At 58.3% G+C, this 17,803-nt stretch carries 14 protein-coding genes and 1 pseudogene; 9 read left to right on the forward strand and 6 right to left on the reverse strand.

Going from position 1 to position 17,803, the window contains the following annotated elements; all coding sequences use genetic code 11:
* Window positions 1-3: 3 nt before the first annotated feature.
* Window positions 4-957 (forward strand): MazG family protein, encoded by a 954-nt coding sequence (locus ACFWEM_RS30775; RefSeq protein ID WP_378539494.1) that lies wholly within the window; start codon window positions 4-6, stop codon window positions 955-957.
* A gap of 276 nt (window positions 958-1,233) precedes the next feature.
* On the forward strand, window positions 1,234-2,019 hold the full coding sequence (locus ACFWEM_RS30780) for a glycosyltransferase family 2 protein (RefSeq protein ID WP_378539495.1): 786 nt from the start codon (window positions 1,234-1,236) through the stop codon (window positions 2,017-2,019).
* Between the two features lie 240 nt (window positions 2,020-2,259).
* Here the strand turns inward: ACFWEM_RS30780 and ACFWEM_RS30785 are convergent, their stop codons facing one another.
* The 3 genes and pseudogenes from ACFWEM_RS30785 to ACFWEM_RS30795 all read right to left on the reverse strand — a co-directional run bounded on the left by ACFWEM_RS30785 (window position 2,260) and on the right by ACFWEM_RS30795 (window position 5,167).
* Window positions 2,260-3,168: a hypothetical protein gene (locus tag ACFWEM_RS30785; RefSeq protein ID WP_378539571.1), complete on the reverse strand. Its 909-nt coding sequence runs from the start codon at window positions 3,166-3,168 to the stop codon at window positions 2,260-2,262.
* 375 nt (window positions 3,169-3,543) lie between these two features.
* A pseudogene (locus ACFWEM_RS30790) lies at window positions 3,544-4,104 on the reverse strand (serine aminopeptidase domain-containing protein); the annotation flags it as partial.
* Window positions 4,105-4,240: 136 nt separating this feature from the next.
* Window positions 4,241-5,167, reverse strand: a complete 927-nt coding sequence (locus ACFWEM_RS30795; protein WP_378539496.1) for an endonuclease/exonuclease/phosphatase family protein — start codon at window positions 5,165-5,167, stop codon at window positions 4,241-4,243.
* Between the two features lie 229 nt (window positions 5,168-5,396).
* Between ACFWEM_RS30795 and ACFWEM_RS30800 the strand changes: the two genes are divergently transcribed.
* The 7 genes from ACFWEM_RS30800 (at window position 5,397) to ACFWEM_RS30830 (ending at window position 14,428) form a co-directional block, all read left to right on the forward strand.
* Window positions 5,397-6,353, forward strand: a complete 957-nt coding sequence (locus ACFWEM_RS30800; protein ID WP_378539497.1) for a glycosyltransferase — start codon at window positions 5,397-5,399, stop codon at window positions 6,351-6,353.
* A complete protein-coding gene (locus tag ACFWEM_RS30805; protein ID WP_378539498.1) occupies window positions 6,350-7,624 on the forward strand; it encodes a lipopolysaccharide biosynthesis protein in 1,275 nt (424 codons plus the stop codon). Before ACFWEM_RS30800 ends, ACFWEM_RS30805 begins: the two co-directional genes overlap by 4 nt.
* Before the next feature lie 82 nt (window positions 7,625-7,706).
* On the forward strand, window positions 7,707-9,416 hold the full coding sequence (locus ACFWEM_RS30810) for a glycosyltransferase family 2 protein (RefSeq protein WP_378539566.1): 1,710 nt from the start codon (window positions 7,707-7,709) through the stop codon (window positions 9,414-9,416).
* 152 nt (window positions 9,417-9,568) lie between these two features.
* The gene (locus tag ACFWEM_RS30815; RefSeq protein ID WP_378539499.1) at window positions 9,569-11,188 is read left to right on the forward strand and encodes a hypothetical protein; all 1,620 of its coding nucleotides are present in this window, start codon (window positions 9,569-9,571) and stop codon (window positions 11,186-11,188) included.
* On the forward strand, window positions 11,181-12,338 hold the full coding sequence (locus ACFWEM_RS30820; RefSeq protein ID WP_378539500.1) for a glycosyltransferase family 4 protein: 1,158 nt from the start codon (window positions 11,181-11,183) through the stop codon (window positions 12,336-12,338). The genes ACFWEM_RS30815 and ACFWEM_RS30820 overlap by 8 nt, the downstream gene beginning before the upstream one ends.
* 107 nt (window positions 12,339-12,445) lie before the next feature.
* Window positions 12,446-13,174, forward strand: a complete 729-nt coding sequence (locus tag ACFWEM_RS30825; RefSeq protein ID WP_378539501.1) for a glycoside hydrolase family 16 protein — start codon at window positions 12,446-12,448, stop codon at window positions 13,172-13,174.
* A gap of 9 nt (window positions 13,175-13,183) precedes the next feature.
* The gene (locus ACFWEM_RS30830; RefSeq protein WP_378539502.1) at window positions 13,184-14,428 is read left to right on the forward strand and encodes a hypothetical protein; all 1,245 of its coding nucleotides are present in this window, start codon (window positions 13,184-13,186) and stop codon (window positions 14,426-14,428) included.
* 9 nt (window positions 14,429-14,437) lie between these two features.
* Here ACFWEM_RS30830 and ACFWEM_RS30835 read toward each other — a convergent pair whose 3' ends face one another.
* The 3 genes from ACFWEM_RS30835 to efeO form a co-directional block, all read right to left on the reverse strand.
* Window positions 14,438-15,265, reverse strand: a complete 828-nt coding sequence (locus ACFWEM_RS30835) for a glycoside hydrolase family 16 protein (RefSeq protein ID WP_378539503.1) — start codon at window positions 15,263-15,265, stop codon at window positions 14,438-14,440.
* A gap of 120 nt (window positions 15,266-15,385) precedes the next feature.
* On the reverse strand, window positions 15,386-16,672 hold the full coding sequence (efeB, locus tag ACFWEM_RS30840; RefSeq protein WP_378539504.1) for an iron uptake transporter deferrochelatase/peroxidase subunit: 1,287 nt from the start codon (window positions 16,670-16,672) through the stop codon (window positions 15,386-15,388).
* Window positions 16,673-17,803 (reverse strand): iron uptake system protein EfeO, encoded by a 1,131-nt coding sequence (gene efeO / locus ACFWEM_RS30845; RefSeq protein ID WP_378539505.1) that lies wholly within the window; start codon window positions 17,801-17,803, stop codon window positions 16,673-16,675.

Here is a 17,803-nt window from a genome sequence, read left to right on the forward strand (position 1 = left end):
GGCATGATGAAGGCAACATCAGATGACGACGAACGTGCGATCGTGGTCGTGCTCGATCCGTTCCGTCCTATGTCCGTTCCAATCGAGGCTTTGACTGCTCTCAGCGGTCCGGTCGAGATTGCCGAAGATGTGCCGGCGCAGATTCGGATCCGATTTACCGACTCGTTCTCGGGTGCGCGGGTGTTGGTGACGACCGACCTCGAATGTGAGGCGGCGCGCACCAGGCTCCAACTTGGTGCCCGTTTGATTACCAGCGAACCAGTCAAGGGCGACGCACTTGTCGCAGCGACTGCGTTGATGGATCGGATGTGGAGCTTTGGAGGCTGGGAGGTTGCTCAGACTCATGAGAGCTTGTCCAGATATCTTCTGGAAGAGACGTACGAGGTGCTCGATGCGATTCTGGCCGGCGACAGTGAGGCATTGAACGAAGAGCTTGGGGATCTCCTGTTGCAGGTGTTGTTCCATGCTCGGATAGCGGAGTGCGGGCCAACTGCAGGGACAGTTGACATTGACACAATTGCCAGAGCATTGGTGGCCAAACTTTGCCACCGGAGTCCACACCTGTCCGGCGAACCTTCGGAGTCGGTCGACATTGCAGCGCAGGAGCGCGCCTGGGATCAGCGAAAGGCAGAGGAAAAGTTGCGTGCCTCCGAACTCGACGGCATCGCGCAGAGTCAGCCCGCAGTGATGTTGGCTGAACAGTATGTGAAGAGGGCTGTTCGTGGCGGGTTTCCTGAGGACTTGGTTCCAGTTGAGTTGTCGGAAGCGGTTGCTCGGTCACTCGAGGCTGACGAGGCTCTTCGCCGCGAGGCTCAGCGCTTCGCTGAACACTTCCGCGCTGCTGAGTCGATGTTGCGGGCGGCGGCGAGTGAACCGGTGAAAGTGCGGGGCGAGGAGTCTTCGGCTCGCTCGACTGCAGGGTGGGCTGACGCATGGCGATCTCGACGATTCAATTGAGCCGATTGCCATTTTGTAGCTGAGGGGAACATCACCTGCTCTTGAGGCTGCGAAATAAACAAACTCAAGGTATGTTTATCTCCAGACAAGCGAACCGTACTGCTCTGAGGGTGCGGTTAGGAGTACCAACCGTTGGTTCGGTACAAGTCGAGCGAGTGGCGAGCCAGTCACTGTCGGACGACGGGGCGTTCGGCGATTCGCCAACTATTTGCTTGAAGCTATCGTTCGCCGTTGTTGAGATCTGGCGGGGGACGCAACCGGGGAGACAGAGGACCAATGAGCGTGGACACAACTGACCGCATCCAGATATCCGAGCAGGAGCACGCACCGGCTTCAGAGCGACCCTCTGTGACGGTTGTCGTGCCAGCGATGAATGAGGCGAAAAACCTGCCATACGTCGCAGAACGGATGCCTGACGGAATCGATGAGATCGTTTTCGTCGACGGTCATTCGGTCGACGATTCGGTAGATGTTGCCAGGCGATTGTGGCCGCAGGCGACGATCGTAACCCAGACGAGACGAGGCAAGGGAAACGCACTTGCATGCGGATTTCGGGCGGCAACGAGTGACATTGTCGTCATGATCGATGCCGACGGTTCGACGGATCCTGCGGAAATTCCATTGTTCGTCGAGGCGCTGGTGCGGGGAGCCGACTTCGCCAAGGGGACACGGTTTGCGCAAGGAGGGGGAAGCGATGACATCACTTTCTCTCGCAAACTCGGAAACAAAGCGTTGAATGGAATCGTAAACATCAAGTTCCGTGCGTCATTCAGCGACCTTTGCTACGGCTACAACGCATTCTGGCGCCGCCACATCCCCGTAATGAACCTGCCAGAGACGGGTACTGCCGAGGCGCAGTGGGGAGACGGGTTCGAGATCGAAACTCTGATCAATGTTCGGGTAGCCAACGCGGGATTGAAAATATCCGAAGTACCGAGCTACGAGCGTGACCGCATCTTTGGCGAGAGCAATCTCAATGCAGTACGTGACGGATTTCGAGTACTGAGGACCATCCGGAGCGAGCGTCGGGTCCCGCTGAGAGAGACAGCTCGCGCAAAGTAGTCGGCACCTACGAAGGCCCTTCCGTCTGCGAGGCGGGAGGGCCTTCACACGTCCAATCGTCCTACGAGACGATCCGGATGTGTCAACATTGTTGAATGTCTACATCTCGTCCCACCGGTTCCGATCTGCAGTGTCGCTGCGGACACGCAAATGACGCCCACCATCACCTGCGTCCGGGGAGCGATTGCGGGTTGTGCGAATGCAGGCGATATCGGCGCAGCAGTAGTCTCCTGAGTCGAGTCACTCACCGCTTGCTGCGGCGTTGAGGTAGTCGTAAGCTCGCGAATGAGGTATTCCAAATGTGGACAAAATCGAATGCGTCATTTCCTCGCGTACAGAGGCGCGAATCCTCGGACCGATAAGAGCGTGATCGCCCTGCGCGAGCTGTCCAATCTCAATACTGCCGGACGCATTCCGTAGGCGTTGGACCCCGCTGGGACCGCGATTCTCGTTAAACCATTCTTCGTCGGTCGGTGACACAAGCACTGTAGTTGCGACGCCTGCTTCAGCCAACGGCGCGAGGAGCACCTCTGGTACTTGCACGAGACCGATTTGTCCCAAGGCGAGCCAGACCCGATATGGCAATCGGTCACGAATCTTGTCCTTGGACTTGACAGCCCAGTTGTGTACTCGGAGCGCGACGTTTGCCTTTGCGCTTTCTGCATGCTCGAGGGACTGGCTTCGCGTGAACTCGAGTTGTCGGGTAGTCCACCGAAGCGGATTGATGAGTATTGCTCGATTTGCTCCGAGATCTGCGGCAGCGATCGCAGCGCTCCATGATCCGGAGCACAGACCCGCAACAACCAGATTTTCTGGGCGTACGCAGACGTTTCTGGCTACGTCTACTGCATCGGCGCGCTGCTCGGGTGTGTAGATGGTGCTTATTTCCTGATCCTGCGCCACGGTCGTCTCACCAGTTGAAGTTCGGTCGAAGCGGATGGTCGTGATCCCGTAGACAGCCAACTCCCGTGCCAACTCGACCCATAGGCGACTGGGACCGATCCGGTGCTCGGATGCGGTGCCGTACAGAACCAATGTCGGGCCGCCTGGGGCACCTGTGATGGGTGCTGTGTGGACAGTCAGCATATTGTTCGAGCCGACATGGGAGATGTATTCGGTGATCGGGGTCTTGAACCGGCTGTCCAACATCGTCGCGGAATGACGGAAATGTGCAGTGACACTTGTCCTTCGCGAGTGTGTCGAATTGTCAACCCATTTCGCCAGGGAAGACACTGTACGCCATGGTATTTGGATTGCGAAGTCGACTGGCTCGATGAAGGGGATTTGGCCGTCGACGACCACGTGTTCGGCTGACAGCGATTCCACGAGTTCTACTACTTGCGCGGTTTCGGCGTGCTCTGGCCGGGAAGCAACCAGGACCCTTATTGAAGGGTCGATTGGTAGCCCAGCGAGATTCATGCCTGAAAGACGTTGTGCAGCCGATGGGTGAATCGACATGCCGACGAGCGGGACGAGTGGATCGTCTGGATCAGCGATGGCCGTGAGCCGATTCAAAGCCTTCTGCTGCTGTACGAAAGCGCGCCCACGGATGACCGGGTCCCAAAGAACCAGCGTGGTTACCGCTTGTATCCGCGACGCCGCGGAAGTTGCGACCAATGCGCCCACCCGGAGACCGATCAAAATGATCTCGTTGACTCCGCAAGAGCGGAGAAACTCAGCAGCTTCCGAGACCGACGACTCCCACATTTCTACAGCGTCTTCTCGGGTCTGTTCTCCCGATGAGTCGCCTGTGCCTCGGTAGTCGAACCGAAGGACCAACATGCCCTCTGAGCAAAGCTTTTGGGCCAGGAGCATGAGGCCGCGATAGGAGTCGACGTGTTCCTTTCCGATCGGCGGGCACAGCACGACCCCTCCGCGTGCTGTGCCCCCGGACGGTACGTGCAGTGTGCCGAACAATGGCGACGACTCTTTACCGAACCAAGTTGTGAACTTTCCACCATCGCTGACAGCATGCGAAGTGAGTGCGCTGATGTCGGTGTTGGTCATGTTTCCAGCAGCGTTCGGTGACGACCCGATATGGCATGTCGAACTCGCCAGCTCGGTGTGGCCGCGTGCTAACTGCATCTGAATCCTTATGCATCCGAGTGGACTGAAGGGATGCTCTCAAACGAGAACATACCTCGGGACACTTAATCTGCCCAAAAACAAGATACAGGTCTGTTTTGAGAATTGCCACATAGTTGCGAGAAGTCGAATCCTGTCAGCGCTCTACTAGTGTGCTCACGATAGCGAGGTGGTCGGAGTGAGTGATTTCGACGGTTTCGAACGCCGTTGTCGTCAGTTCAGGCGGGACGAGGAGATGGTCGAGAGCGGCGAATGGCGGCCATGACCAGTTCGCGGGGAATGTGCCTTTGTAGGACCGGCCAGCCTGCCTCGCGGCGTCCTGTGTTCCATCGTGTAGCAAATCTCGAAATTGTCTGTGATCGATGGTTGCATTGAAGTCGCCGGCGACAATGACTGGGTTGGGATTCGTATCGAGAAGTGCACGTACCCGTGCGAGGTCGGTGATCCAGCTTGTAGAGTCGTGGTCTTGGATCGGAGCAGTGATATGTGTCGCAACCACGTCGTATTTGGCATTTTTGAATTCGATGGTGCCGGCGACACAGGCGAACCCGAACCCGTTCAATTGTCGGGGTTCGCTGATCGGGAGCCGGCTCCATAGTCCGGTTCCTCGTGCGTCGTGGTCCGGCCGGATGACGTTGAACGGGAAAATTTCGGGCATCCCCGCGGCTTCCAGTGCGGCGGCGAATGCGGGGGTCAATTCCTGCACTGCGACAGCGTCGACTTTGTGTAGTCTCGCTGCTTCGACGACCGCATCTACGTCGGCCGCCCCCTTTGCGACGTTGATCGACATAATTCGCATAGCCTCGCCCGTTCGAGACGGTGTGGCAGGGAGCGCAATCTGTGTGCTGATCGCCAGCATGATCATCGCCAGTCCGGTGGTCGACCCAACCCACTCGCGAGTGGCGAGCAATGTCACTGTTGCAGGCACCATTACGAGCGGTAGGTATGGCACCGCGATCACCAGTGAGAGCAACGCAGGACTGCGTAGCGGCAAGTATCGAAGGATGAGAAGCCCTGCGCTCACGACGAGCGTGGCCCAACATGCCCATTTCAGAAACGTCACAACCTCGGTTGTACCGTATCGGCGAAATGATCGCTGAGACGTTACTGGGGTACATTGGCTCACGACAGTTGGCGGGTGAACCGTCAGTTAACTGGCCGATAAACAGACTGAAAGTCTGTCGATCTGGGCTTTTATGGCGACCAAGTAGCTTGGGTGCCGTGTGTCTAGGGGGTGGTCTGGAGGCGGGCGGGACAGGAATCCGGCCAGCGCAATGATTGGAGACGTGATCATGCTCACACGACATGGCCTCAATTCGAAGAGCGATGCGGTAAGCGTCGTGATGGCTTGCTATTCGATGGAGAGGCTGCAGGGGATCGTTGCTGCTGTTGATTCGATTGCCGCGCAAACCTTGCAGCCTGCGGAGATCATCGTTGCGGTCGACCACAATCGTGCGCTCGCGAACACCTTGCGCCGCGAAATGCCGGGCATCTGTGTGATCTCCTACGAGGACGGGCCACGGGGCGCGTCCGGCGCTCGCAACGCCGGAGTTGCGGTCGTCTCGACGCCCTACACTGCCTTCATCGATGACGACGAGATTGCGGACAGTTATTGGTTGTCCGAGCTCATCCATCCTTTCGCGGACGATCGGGTCGTCGGAACTGGCGGACGGTACAGGGCAGTATGGCGATCGCCAAAGCCCAGTTGGTTTCCAGAAGAATTCGGTTGGGTCGTCGGAGAATCGTTTCAAGGCATGCCGATCGAGACCTCCCGTGTTCGCAACGTCTGGAGCGGCAACATGGCCGTTCGAACGGCGGCGTTCCGCGCAGTCGGAGGATTTCGAGTCGGGTTCGGCAAGAGCGGGGAGAGGTCGCAACCCGAGGACACTGACCTGTGTATTCGAATGGCGGAACTCGGTGACGACTTTCATTGGGTGTATGTGCCGGCCTCGGTGATCGATCACGATATTCCATTCGAACGCAGCACATTTCAATTCTTTCTAGCGCGCTGCTATTCCGAAGGAAAAGGAAAGATCGAACTACGGAACGACCGGAACGGCTCCGAGGAACTCGACGACGAGCGCGAGTACGTGCGTGGTGTTCTCACCAGTGGGCTTCGGAGATATGTGTTCGGTGACAGCGTCTCCCTGTCCAAGGCCGCGACTGTAGTGGCCGGCATCGTCTCGGCAGGTATGGGCGCCCTGTCCGCCATTGTGTGCAAGCGTGGGCAATTTGTAGGGTCGCGATGACGAACAAAGGGGCGCGGATCTACGCAGATGCAGCATCAATGGCTTCGTCTCAGGTCATCAATGCCGCACTCGGCATGGGTTTTTGGGCAGTTGCGGCTGTAGTTCTGCCGCCGGCAGAGCTAGGCGTCATGACGGCGCTGCTTGCGCTCGTCACTGCGCCGGCGATGGTAATCGGTACGGGTGTCGGTGATGTTTTCAATTCGATGATGCCCGCAGCAGGTGCAAGCCTCGGCGCCGTATACCGGCGAGGTCTTCGTGTGTTCTACATATTGTCAATTCCTGTGGGCGTCATTGCAGCAGTCTCTGCGGTTTCCTTCATTCCGGGAGTACGAGGCTCGACTCCGGTTGCCTGCCTGGTGTTTGCGGGCGTTGTCGTCTGGGGCATGTTCATCCTGCAGAACAGCACCTTGACCAGCCTGGACGAGTCGCGGAAACTGCCTTTGATCAACGGGCTCGTCAGTGCTGGCCGTATTGGAGTTCTTCTCGCGTTGGTGTGGTTGGCGAATTGGCAACCGGTGGTCATGTCGACGGTCGTAGTAGGCGGAGTTTCGGTTGTGTTCATGCGGTTGATGATCAGCCGCATCGTCGAACGGCGTTCGTCCACGTCTCCGCGTGGCCTGTGGACTGAAGACAGTGCGTCGGCAGAGGTCGTGAGAATGTGCAGGCAGGCTGTCCCGACTCAAGCCATGGGCGTCGGAGTGATCCTTCTGATGCCTTTTCTCGTTACCGCCTATTCCGGTCCAGTTCAGGGCGCGGTTTTCTCGCTTTCGATGAGCATCGCACAAACTCTCGAATTCGTCGGCTCCGCCATGGGGACTTCCCTTGTGGTTCACGCGTCGAAGAACCCCAGGGAGGGTTCGAAGATGGCATTGGTGCTGTTTGTGCGCGTTTCTCTTCTGGTCGCTGTGGGCGGTGTGCTGATCTCGTTGGGCGCACCGATTGTTTTCGGAATACTCGATCCGGAGTACCTGGATTTGAATGCTGAGCTTGTCGTGATCATCCTCGCGATCGGGTCTTTGATGAGAACGATGTTCGTGGTTTGGTCTGCGTTGCAGCGAGCGAGGCGCGAAATCGGACCGTTGGTGGTCATCAACGGTCTGTTCGCTGGACTTCTCATGGTGGTCTTGCCCTTCGCATGCTCTCTCTGGGGAGCAGTGGGTGCGGCGATTGCTGTCGGTGTGGCGCAGACGGCGGCAAGCATCGCCGCAGTCTTCGGGATAGCTCGGCGTCGAGATGCAATAAGAAGGCGGGTGTTTCAGTATGAGGTTTGAAGAACATGATGAGAATCAAGGCTCCGATCGGCCGGCCACACAGAATATCCGGCGCGATGGACTTCCCAGTCTCGATCCGGTGATGACGCCGACTGCCGGAATCGAACTGTGGGCAGGGGCCATTTGGATCGGTCAGGTCGACGAGTGGGAGCTACTTTCGGCGAGTGTCATCGAATTGGCCGGCGGAACTGCCTACTCACAGGCTCGCCTGCTAGTCTCCCGACTCAACGGATCCTTTGCCTTCGTGGAAGCTCAAGTCGCGAATGGAATGATCAGATCCAAAGAATTGCTCGCCTACTTGCCGGATTCCGATCCGGTGCTTCCCTTGTCGATTCCCGAAGTGTCTGTCACATTGATCATTTGCACGAAGAATCGCCCTGACATGCTCCGTGAAGTCTTGACCTCGCTCTCCGCTCTCGACTACCGAAACTACGATGTGCTCGTGGTGGACAATGATCCTTCGTCTGGTTTGACACCGCCGATAGTGGGCGCTTTCGCCGGAGTTGGGATCGTCGACGCTCCAGAGCCTGGATTGTCCAAGGCGCGAAATGTCGGATTACTAACGGCTACAAATGAATTCGTGGCATTTACTGACGACGATGTCGTGATTGACAAGAACTGGCTCCGTGAGCTGGTCGGTGGATTCGCAGTCGCGGACGACGTCCACCTCGTCACAGGCCTCGTACCGACAGGTGAGGTATCGACTCCTGCTCAAGCGTTTTTCGATCGTCGCGTGAGTTGGTCGAAGAATCTGAAAAGAACAACGTACCGCTTGTCAGATCCCCCTGAGCACGACGCTCTGTTTCCTTTCCGTGTGGGCGATTTCGGGACGGGCGCCAACTTCGCAGTAAGACGATCCAAGATGCTCGAACTCGGTGGATTCGATGAAGGGCTTGGGGTCGGATCGCCATCAGGTGGCGGTGAAGACATCGACATGTTCGTTAGGGTCATTCTCGACGGGGGTGCACTGGTCTACGCACCTGCTGCGCGAGTCTGGCACCGCCATCGCATCGATCCGGCCGGATTGAACAAACAGATGGCCGACTACGGCCTTGGCTTGGGAGCCTGGTTGACGAAACTCGCTATGGATCCACGAATAGCGATCATGCTGGGTACCCGTGTGGTCAAGGGACTTTCGCACTTCGGGAGCGTCTCGCAACCTGAAGAAGGTCAAGTCCGACTTCCATCCGATCTTGACAAATTGCCTTGGATAGAGCGTCGAGCTTTGTTGTGGGGTCCCGCAGCGTTGTTGCGCTCGCGTATGGGGGGGTTGAGAGGGCGACCACTGCTCCCGAGGGGAACGCGCCCGGCGCGCCGTCAGGTGGCAGTTGAATTTCCCGGTGCGAGGCCGATTCGTCGGGCGATCGCGACGGTTGATGCGCGATGGCCGACCGGCGAGCACAGGCTCGCAGTCTTGGGTTTGGTCGGCGGAGTCTGTGGACTTATTGGTGCCGGCCTGGGCGCGATCGGCACTCTCACTGGCATCGCGGTGGCAATTTTCGTTGCGATAGGCCCGGGTGCGGCAATCATGTCGTACATGCCAGATCAGCCAGGGTACGTACGGGTTGCAGCTGTTCCGGCTTTGGGGATTTCGACCGTCGTGCTGATGACATTTCTGATGACCACCGTCGAGGAGTACTATCCGTTTTCGCAGCTCGTGATACCCAGTATCGCTACGGTTGGAGCATCTCTAGTTCGACTCTTCACCCTCGAACATCGCCCGGATGGTTTCGGCCGTGGAAACGTCGTACGTCGTATCGGATCTGTCCTGTCGGGGTTCCGGCGATCATGACGAGTCTGAAAGAGCGTATCGACCGTTCGGCGGCGAAGCCCTCTGATGCTCCGACGGACCGGCTGACGATTGTTGCGGTAGCCGAGAAGACGAGGCGAGATTGGGTTTCGTGGGGGATTCTCGTTGCAGCTCTTGCGAGTTGGTGGATCGCTGTGCCCTCGCTGTCCACTGCGGAGGCGTCGGATTTCGGGCTGTTGTTCGCGGCATCGCCCTTCTTTGCCGGTGCAATCATTTTGTCAGTGATTGGCTTCGCAGTGGCAATGTCGCGACGAAACAACCGTGCAGCGTTCTTTGCGGTGATATCAGTTGCGCTCGTGCAGAGGACTGCAACACTGATTGCGTCGGATGTGCCGCTCTATACCTGGACATACAAGCATCTTGGGGTCACGGATCTGATCCAACGAAGCCATTTCCTGGCGCGAGGTGTCGACGTGTATAACGGGTGGCCTGGCCTATTCACGGCAACGGCTTGGTTCTCTCGCGTTACGGGGGTGCCAGACGTGACGGTTGCGAACTGGTTCGCGACAGCTGCGCATCTACTCATGGTGATTCTGTTCTACTGCATGGCCAGAGCTTGGCGTCTGGATGTCCCGACCGCGATTTCCGCGACGTTTCTCTTCGAAGTGCTCAATTGGGTGGCGCAGGATTACTACGCACCTCAGGCGTTGGCTCTGATCCTTGTTCTGGCGTTCTTAACTCTCGTTGGATCCTCGCGAGATCGACCCAACCTTGTCATCGTCATGATCGTTGTCTTCAGCGCGATAGTAGTCACGCACCAACTCACTCCGTACTGGATGGGATTAATAGTGGTGACCCTCATGGTCTTCCGAATGTTCCGGCCGTGGTGGTTGACATTCGTATTCGCCGCGATCGCGATAGGTTTTCTAGTCTACAACTGGGATAGCGCAGGCGATTTTGCGAAATTTTCGTTCGACGTTACGTCGAACGCGAAGTCCAACCTCGCCGGGGCGAATCTCACGCCGACTGCGGGGCAGGCATTTGCAAGTAAGACGATGCGTTTCCTGACTGTCGGGCTGTTGGTTTCCTCCGCAGTCACGGCATTTGTTATGTGGCGCAGGAAGATGCCCGTCTTCGCTCTCGTGATCGTCGCATTTGCGCCGCTTGCCATTCTGGCAGGGCAAGGCTACGGCGGTGAAGCGATCTTTCGTGTGTATCTTTACTCCTTGGTAGGTTGTTCCTTGCTTCTTGCATTTCCGGTCACCGCAGTGCTCCGTGCGTCCAATGCCGCGAGGGTAAAGCTATTCATCGCGAGTATCGTGCTTGTCGGTGTCACGCTGTCTTCATCGGAAGCGTACTTCGGCGCGTGGTTCGCTTACTTGACCAAACCCGCAGTGGTCAAGGCCGCTTCCGAGGTGCTGGAGTCGGCCGATCCTTATGGCGTACTGAGGCTTCCGTCGCCCGCATGGCCCGATCGACCCAGCCAGGCGTATCTGCGATTGGCCGGTCTCGATCCTAAATTTGACGTGCAGCCGGAGGCTGCGACTCTCTTCTACGGTGCAGACTTCGCATCTGACGATGAGTATGAGACGTTCAATGAATACTTTGTTGCTGATCGCCGGACGACGTACTTCGCAATCTCCGATCAGATGATCTTCTACAACTGGTACTTCGGGCTTTCCCCACGGGACGCGCTGCCGAATCTGGAGGCCCGAATGAGGTTGGACCCGATGTGGAAAGTCTTCCTCGAAGGTAATGGATTCGTAGTCTTTGAACGTGCGGCCGGTCAGGATGAGGGTGGGAACGATGGCTGATCGCAGGTTGCGAGTTCTTGCATCGACGCTGACTCGTGATGTCACGGGCATCGAGCACAGCGTTATCAGGTTGCTCCCTCGTCTTCGCGAGCAGGGCGTGAATATGGTCATGGCCGCGCCCTCTGGTGGTGAGCTTGAACAGGTGTGGAACGAGATGGGACTCGAATTCATACCGATGCCAGATGGACTGCGTGTGGGTCTGCGCGATGCCTCGGGTGTTTCCCAGTCTCCGTCGGCGTTGTTGTCTCAGATCCCGCGGTCCGTCACGTGGATTTCGAGGTTGCTCGGACATGCTCGGCGTGCCGATGTCGTTCATTCGAATTCGCTGTTGTCGCATCTGGATTGCGTTGTGGCTGGCAGGCTGGCACGAACGCCTGTCGTACTCGAAATTCACGACATACTCGACCCGGGGCGAGGTCGTAGTCTGCTGAGTGCAGCTGTTCGTGGAGCTTCGGCCTCGATCGCAGTGAGTAATGCTGCACTGCAGCAACTTTCGAATTCTGCTCAGGGCAAGACGACCGTAGTGCCTCAGGCCGTCGATGCGGTGGCCTTTGCGCCCGGACCAGCAACTGTGCGAGCTGAGCTGACGGACGCTCCTGACTCGGCTTTGGTCGCAGTCATCGGACGCGTCGACCCTGTCAAAGGAATCGACACCTTGATCGAAGCAGTGTCCCAAATACGTGCGCGCGGTCGAGATTTACATCTGGTGATCGTTGGTAGGCCGAGTCCGGGGAACGAACAATATGGCGAGAACCTTCGCAGAAAAGCTGCCGAGCTGGCTCCGGGCGCAATCAGGTTTGTCGGGCACAGGTCTGATGTTGCGTCGGTTCTGCGATCGGTTGACATCCTGTGCGTTCCCTCCGTGCGGGAACCATTCGGGCTCATAGCGATCGAAGCGATGTCAGTTGGTACCCCGGTGGTGGCCAGTCGGACCGACGGTTTCCTCGATTACGTCGTCGATGGGGAGAACGGACTGCTGTCCGTCCCGGGCGATCCGGCAGACGTGGCCGGGAGAATTCTGTCTCTCCTGGATGGCAGCCAGCTTCGTACTCGGTTGGTGGCCCGTGCACGCAGGTCGGTAATGGAGAACCACGAGGTGTCGGTGCGAGCTGATCGACTGATTGACGTCTATCGAAGGGTTGTGAAATGAGTGGGAGTACGCGTGCCGTGGTTCGGGCCGGGATGATTTTTTCGATGGCCTCACTACTATTGGCTACTTCGTGCACCACCGGTGAACCCCGGAGTCCAGTGATGCGAATGGTCTCGAGCGATTTCGGCACAGACGAATTCGATGGTGTTGCAGGGGATTCTCCTGACCCGGCGATGTGGGGATTCGATGTCGGGGGCGGCGGTTGGGGAAATCAGGAGAAGCAGATCTACACAGACAACGCCGAAAACGCGCGTTTGGATGGAAACGGTAACCTCGTGCTCGAGGCTCGTCGCATCCCGGGAGGATTCACGTCGGCGAGGATCGTGACGAGGGACAAGTTTTCGTTCACCGAGGGCACGATTTCTGCCCGGATAAAGTTCCCGATGGCGCAGGGAATCCATCCGGCATTTTGGTTACTAGGCGAGGATCTGGCAACGGTGGGCTATCCGGAGAGCGGCGAGATCGATGTAATGGAGTTGGTGCACAACGCCACCGAGTATCACAACGCAATACACGGTCCGTGGTCCGATCCTTCTGCACACACGGACGGCAAGTGGAAGATGTCGTCGGATGGTTATCTCGGCGGTGATGCCTCGACTACCTTCCATGTTTACGAGGTGACGAGAAGGTCTGACTCCATCTCGATCTTCATCGACGGTGTAATGGTGGGCGAGTACTTGCGCAGCGAGGCGCCGGACGGCTCGAAATGGGTTTTCGACAAGCCGTTCTATGTCGTGATGAACATAGCAGTGGGCGGGGAATGGCCCGGGCCAACGGATGCAACCACCCCGGATGTGTCGACCTTGACCGTCGACTGGATTCGATTCACGCCTTGAGAGTGATCAATGTCTAGTTACAAGGTTTCTGCAGTTGATCAGATGCGGGTTCGTGATCGTGCGCTCGTCATCGGCGGACCCGTTGGTGTCATCTCGCCGAGTGACCTGCGTAGTGCGCTGATCGAGATTGCTCGGATCGGCCCGCAGGCGAGGTTCGGATTGCGCGCGGATTCCTCTCGCCGTCGTTGGCTGTTCGATCCGGATGCCGTTGGCGCGGCAGTCGAAGAAGTTCCGCCCACCGACGCGGCTGACATTTCGAGATTTGCGACCACCGTATTCAATTCGGATTTGACTCACTCGTCGATTCGGATCGTTGTGTCGGGGGAGTATGTTGCATGTTTGGGTTCGCACGGCATCTCCGACGGGATCGGTGGTTCGCGATTGTGGGCCGCCCTTGTCAGCACCGCTCAATCAGGGCAACTACCCGCAGCTCTGCATTCGGCGGAGTCGAGATTTCCTATGTCGCGCACAATTATTCGTGCGTTTGGAGGCGATCCTCGGCGGCTCGGAGCGGCCGTTCGATGGCATTCGCACGTGCGTGGAACAGAGGTCGAGCCAGTTCCGGCGACTCGCCGAATGCTGTGGCGGCCCAATCCGGTCAGTCTTTCGCTCCCGATGGATCCGCACGTTGCGCATCGACTAGTTTGCTGGCGCGACGAGCACGCACCGTCGGCGTCGTTGCGCGCGATAACACTGTTTGTTTTTCTTGCTGCCTTGCGAAGTCATGGAGTGGAAACCGCATCCAATGCGCTCGTGTTGATGGACGCGCGCAGATATGCGCATCCGTCGACCGTGATCAACGGTAATTTTGCTGTGGGGCAATATGTTCCGGTGGCTGAATCCGTGACTCTGTCGGAGGTCAGTCGGGGTATCGCGGGGGCACTCGCCTCGGGTCACCCGTTGCTGACCCTTTCAGCGATCAGTGTGAAGGCGACTGTCGCTTCGGTTCTCGGGAGGTCTCACACCACGGTCGCCGAGGCGAGTGTGAGTATCAAGCCTCACGCCTTGGTTTCATACTCAGACATCGGTCGCGTTCCCCATTCGGATGAAATCAGATGGACAGGCGATCAGCTGTGTGTGGCGGCTACCGATCCATACGGAGCGGAAGGTATCGCGTTCCTCGGTGCAGAGATCGATGGGCAACGTCACCTCTCAGTCACCTTCCACGGCAACGTATTCGATACCGAAACGATCAGGAGGGTGCTTCGAACGGTCGCTTGCGATCCCATCGCACTGCTGGATGAATGTCGGTAACTCCGCGTATCAGTTCTCGTGGAACCAACGTACGTAGTCGATAGTCATCGTGGATGGCCAAGGTGTGGTGGAATCGGTTAAGCCTGGCCAGGTTCCACCAACGGCGATATTCAGTAAGGTGTATGCAGGAGCGTCGAACACCCATGCTTCCGCTCCGGATACCTGTGACCGATCGAGGTATAGCATTCGAACGCCGTCGATGTAGGTCTCGATTCGTCCGGGTCGCTTGAGTATCCCGTAGGTGTGGAATGCAGTGAAATCGGTGCCGGGTCGGGCGCCGCCGACACTGCGGTCCCAAACGCCGGTCACTCGGGTTCCGGATTTGGTAGGACCGTGCACGGCACTCGTGTATGTTTTCGCATCGTTGATGGTTTCGATTGCGTCGATTTCGCCACAGCCGGGCCAACCCGCGGTATATAGGTTCGTGCCGAGCGTCCAGAATGCCGGATGCATGCCCTTTCCTGCTGGCAGTTTTATTCGCGCCTCGACCAATCCGTAGGTGAAGTCGACCTTACCGAAAGTTCCAAGTCGTGCGGAAGTGATTGTGCTGCCTACTTTTTGGGCCTGAATGAGTAGATTTCCTTGCCCATCCAGTCTCGAGTTGGACCGTGAGTCGGTGTACACCTGCTTTTCGTTGTTCCCCCAACCTCCGCCGGTTTCGTAGCGCCAGATGGCTGGGTTGGGGGCTGAATTGGCAGGTCCGTTGAACTCGTCGTACGCATAGACACTGAAACGATCTGCTGCGCGTGCTGGCGATATAAGAGGGGGCAAGGTAATCGCCGCCGTCGCCAGAGTCGTTGAAAGAAGGGCAATTCGAAGAAGTGCTGAAGTTCTCATGCGCAGATCGTATGGGCGAGTTGTCACCTTTGGGACCATAGATTCCAGAATTGTTATCACTTCGATATATAAATTAACTCGAAGTTTGGTAGTAAGTGTGGTAGCGGACCGAATGATCGACTATTTGGGGTCGAACAGTGTTGCGCCCCAATAGTGTCCGTCGGCGAGACCTCCGGGGCAGGCGAAGACTGCAGAACCGACGTGCTGGATGTATTCGTTCAACGCATCGTGTCGTGAAAGGTTTTGCTGCATCGGAACAAACTGCTCGACTGGATTGCGGCAATATGCGACGAAGAACAGTCCCGCGTCCAGGTGGCCGAAGCCGTCGGAGCCGTCTGTGAAGTTGTATCCGCGGCGCAGGATCTGAATCCCACCGAGTTCCTCGGCCGAGGCCAGACGCACGTGTGAATCCTCCGGGATGACGAAGTCGTGCCCCATTTTGGAATCGAGGTCGAGTTCGTCGAACTCGTCCTTGCCACCGAGCGGCGCTCCGCTGCGTTTGGATCGGCCGATGACGGCTTCCTGCTCCTTGAGAACTGCGCGATCCCACTGCTCGATCAGCATCCGAATGCGTCTGGCGACGAGGAACGATCCGCCTGCCATCCAGGCCTGATCGTCGTTGGGGTCGACCCAGACGTGCTGGGCGAGTGCGTCTGGATCCTCTGCCTTGATATTGGCGGTTCCGTCCTTGAACCCGAACAGATTTCGTGGTGTCGCCTGCGTGGTCGAAGTCGAGGACGTTCGTCCGAACCCGAGTTGTGACCACTTGACCGACGCGGTCCCGAAAGCGACTCGTGCGAGGTTGCGGATCGCATGCACGGCAACCTGGGGATCGTTGGCGCACGCCTGGATGGCGATGTCACCCCCGCTGCGATTCGCATCGAGGTTGTCAGCACGGAAGTGGGGGAGATCCAGTAGGGCAGCAGGTTTCTTGTCAGCGAGCCCGAAACGGTCGTCGAAAAGGGACGGTCCGAATCCGATGGTCAGGGTGAGTTGCGACGGCGCCAGATCGAGTGCCTCGCCGGTATCACTCGGTGGCGCGTACGGACCGTCGCCGGTCGCGCCGTCCTCGGTTGCTTCCTGACCCGCAGTCATTCGTTCGGCCATCGCCGTCCACGTCTGCAGCAACGAGATCAGTTCGTCACGTGATTGCGTCGTCACGTCGAAAGCGACGAAGTGCATGCGATCCTGGGCCGGCGTCGTGATGCCTGCCTGATGTTCACCGCGGAAGGCCACCACATCTGCGTGATTTGCGCCGGAATTGTCGTCGGCGGTTACCCGTCCGATGACGGCGCCGGCACCGGCCAGGACAGCGCCGGCACCCACGGCGCCGAACAGTCGGCGTCGTGAAACTGCATGCGGTGCTGCGTTTTCCGCGGCGGGTGTGCCTTCTGGTGAATCTGTCATCTACTGTCCCGCAACTACTTCCTGGACCTGGCTGACCTCGGCGGACAGGGCATCGATTTTACGCGAGAGTTCCTGACGCTGCGCCTCGGTAACGGTGTCGTAGTACACGAATCCGTCGCCGACGCGGAATTGTGCCAGCGCGGCGTCGAGGTCGGCGAATCGGTCGGCGATGCGCTGGGCGAGCTCGGGATTACGTTCCTGCAGAATCGGATTCAGTGCCGCGATCGCAGCTTGTGAGCCGTCGACGTTGGCCTGGAAATCCCACAGGTCGGTGTGCGAGAAGATGTCTTCCTCGCCGCTGATCTTGGAAGTCGAGATCTCGTCGAGCAGTCCTTGGGCATCGCCGGCGATCTTGGTGGGATCGATCGTGTAATCGTCTGCGTTCACCTGGTCGGCAAGGTACTGGATGTCTTCGAGTAGCTGATCTGCGACTGCGTTGGTGTCCGGCTGCAGCCCGGTGACCCACAGATCCTTCTCGAGTCGGTGGAATCCGGTCCAGACCTGACCGGGCTCGAGATCCGCTTCGCGAAGGTCCAGCTTGGGATCGAGTTCGCCGAAGCTCTCGGCCTCGGGCTCGATGCGCTCGTAGTAGGTACGTGCAATCGGGAAGAGTGCCTTTGCCTGATCGACGTTGCCGGACTGGACGGCGGCGACGAACTGCGCTGCGGTGTCCTGCAACGCGACGATCTGGCTGCGGATATACCGACGGTAACCGTCGGCGGCCTCGGCGAGCTGGCCGCTCTCGTCGGTAGCCGCCTGCGAATCACCGGTGACGACGAAGTCCTGACGAATTCCGGTTCCGACCATGCCCGGCTTGCACGCGAGCTGATACGTCGCGGCCTCGGGGAGGGAGACGATCAGCTGACGGGTCAGGCCGGGACCGATGTTCTCGACCTCGCCCATCGCTCGATCACCCTCGGCGAAGACGTAGAACTCGGTGACCTTGGAGCCGTTGTTCGTCACCTGGAAGGTCGACGTGCCGGTCGTCCCCGTCGTGGCGCTGACTTCGCACGAGTCGTCGGTGGCGGTGACGACGATGTCGCCGTCGCTCGCCGTCGTCTTCTCGGTGCATGCGGCGAGGGAGAAGGGAAGTACCGCGGCCGTGGCCAGTACGAGGGTGGATTTACGCAT

This window comes from Rhodococcus sp. NPDC060176, assembly GCF_042728675.1.
Classification (GTDB): domain Bacteria; phylum Actinomycetota; class Actinomycetes; order Mycobacteriales; family Mycobacteriaceae; genus Rhodococcus_F.